This is a genomic window from Oleiphilus sp. HI0066 (genome assembly GCF_001635725.1).
In genome coordinates this window covers 1-2,375 of the sequence record NZ_LWFH01001208.1, presented here as the reverse complement: position 1 = coordinate 2,375, position 2,375 = coordinate 1, and the positions used below count along the sequence as shown (strand labels likewise).

At 46.0% G+C, this 2,375-nt stretch carries 3 protein-coding genes and 1 pseudogene; all 4 read right to left on the bottom strand.

Going from position 1 to position 2,375, the window contains the following annotated elements:
* A pseudogene (locus A3738_RS16550) lies at positions 1 to 317 on the bottom strand (apolipoprotein N-acyltransferase); the annotation flags it as partial.
* 33 nt (positions 318 to 350) lie between these two features.
* Positions 351 to 1,187 carry an HlyC/CorC family transporter gene (locus A3738_RS16545; protein ID WP_068478525.1) on the bottom strand — a complete coding sequence of 279 codons (837 nt, stop codon included), beginning with the start codon at positions 1,185 to 1,187 and terminating at the stop codon, positions 351 to 353.
* Positions 1,188 to 1,207: 20 nt separating this feature from the next.
* Entirely contained in the window at positions 1,208 to 1,657 is a 450-nt protein-coding gene (gene ybeY, locus A3738_RS16540; RefSeq protein WP_068478523.1) for an rRNA maturation RNase YbeY, read from the bottom strand.
* A 1-nt stretch (position 1,658) separates the two neighbouring features.
* Positions 1,659 to 2,375: PhoH family protein (locus A3738_RS16535; RefSeq protein WP_068763735.1), on the bottom strand; the 717-nt coding region annotated here is incomplete at its 5' end.

The following is a 2,375-nucleotide window of genomic DNA, read 5'->3' as shown; positions in this document are numbered from 1 at the left end:
CCATGGAATAAGCCTAAGAATGCGACGAATAGTAGCGTCAGAATTCCCGCCAAAGCTGGGTGCGCATGGCCATAGGTATTTATGCTCACGTACACCCAAGATGCGCCGCTAGCAAACAAGCCGAAGCCAAACAGCCATCCCTGATAAAAAGCACGTTTCCCTGTTAGTAAATGATTTGAAGATAGTGCTTTTGTAATGAATAAAAAAGCGACAAGCGAAATGATGCTTGCGGGCCAAAAATTGAATGGACTTAGACCTAAGGTCTGTAATGCGCCTGCTACAAAAATAGCAAGCGAGCAGAGAAGTGTTGCTCGCATTTTTGACTCGCTAGCGCTTCAGCGCGCTTTTATTTATTTTTCGAATTTTAAAAGACGTACTGTGCGGCTATCCGCGTTTAATACGGTGACTTTGAATCCTTCGAACAGCGTTTCGTCCCCCCGATTTGGAAGGCAGCCGAAGCTTTTGATGACGCAGCCGCCGATGGTATCGAATTCATCATCAGGAATAAATGTGCCGAAGTGGTCGTTGAACTCTTCCACTGATGTGAGTGCTTTAACCGTCGACTCTGAATCGCTTAGAAGCTTAATATTCGCTTCCTCTTCGATATCGTGCTCATCTTCAATTTCGCCAACAATCTGTTCAAGAACATCTTCGATGGTTACTAAGCCCGACGTGACACCATACTCGTCAATGACGATAGCCATGTGAATACGTTTTTTCTTAAAGTCTTTTAGTAGCTCGTTTAAGCGTTTGCTCTCTGGAATTTTAGAAGCAGGTCGAATCAGCTCTTGGATGTCCTGACGCTTGAGTTCACCCTTAAGTGCGAGCGGTAGCAGGTCTTTAGCTAGCAAAACGCCTTCTACTTCATCATTTGATTCGCCGAATACTGGAAAACGGGAGTGCGCTGATTCGATGATGCTGCCGATGTAGTCTTCAGGATCAGCGTTAAGTTTGATGGCGATCATTTGTGAGCGAGGGATCATTACTTCACGCGCTTGCATTTGCGTGACTTGAATTGCGCCTTCAATGATGCTCAGAGCGTCGCTATCAAGAACGTTGCGCTGCTCGCTGTCTCGAAGTAATTCGAGAAGTTCTTCTGTGTTCTCAGGTTGATCGGAGAAAGCCTGAGAGATTCGTTCTAGCCAGCTCTTTGAAGCTGGCCCGGTACTCGGAGTGTCGTCGTTCATTAGTAGAACTAGTTTGCCTCTTACAAATAAGGATTATCGTAGCCTAAATCAGAGAGAATCGTAATTTCAAGTCTTTCCATCTCTTCAGCCTCGTCATCGTGAATGTGGTCATATCCTTGAAGGTGAAGCGTTCCGTGAATCACCATGTGCGCCCAATGCGCTTCCAGTTGTTTATCTTGTTCTTTTGCTTCTAGCTCAACAACGGGCTTACAGATAACTAGATCGCCAAGTAAATCGATCTCCACAAACTCGGGAGCTTCGAATGGGAATGACAATACGTTAGTCGATTTATCTTTACCGCGATACTCAAAATTAAGTGCGTGCGATTCTTCTTCTTCAACGATGCGTATCGTCATCTCGAGATGTTTCTCTCCCTGATACGCAGCGTTTGCCCAGCGCTCGAACTGATCAAGTGGAGGAAAATCGTTGTTACCGATTTCGATCTGTAAATCGATTGTGAGTTTGCTCATCTTAGCTCTGCTTTGCGTCGTGTTTGTCGTATGCTTCGACAATGCGCTGAACTAGAGGATGGCGCACTACGTCGGCCGAATTGAAATTCGTGACGCTGATGCCGGCAACATTGTTCAAGATTGTTTGGCATTCAGCGAGCCCGGACTTGGCGCCTTTAGGTAAGTCGGTTTGTGTAATGTCGCCAGTTATGATGGCGGTAGACCCAAAGCCGATACGTGTTAAAAACATTTTCATTTGCTCTGGTGTCGTGTTTTGGCTTTCATCCAGAATAATAAACGCGTTATTCAAGGTGCGCCCCCGCATAAACGCGAGTGGTGCGATTTCAATGACGTTTTTCTCGATTAGGCGCGCAACCTGCTCAAAGCCCAGCATGTCGTATAGTGCGTCATAAAGAGGGCGTAAGTAGGGGTCTACTTTTTGTGCTAGATCACCAGGGAGAAAACCGAGCTTCTCGCCGGCTTCTACAGCAGGACGTACCAAAAGAATTCGCTTTACTTCTTCTTTTTGTAAGGCTTCAACCGCACAAGCTACCGCGAGATAAGTTTTACCCGTGCCGGCGGGTCCAATACCGAAATTAATATCGTGCTGTTTGACGCGCTGAAGATACAAGATTTGATTTTGATTCCGCGCTTTGACTTGTAACTTAGGTGTTTTAATCACCGCATGAATATCGTTCATTGGCTGTGAAGTGACGAGCTCTTGCGCAGCTTCTTGAAT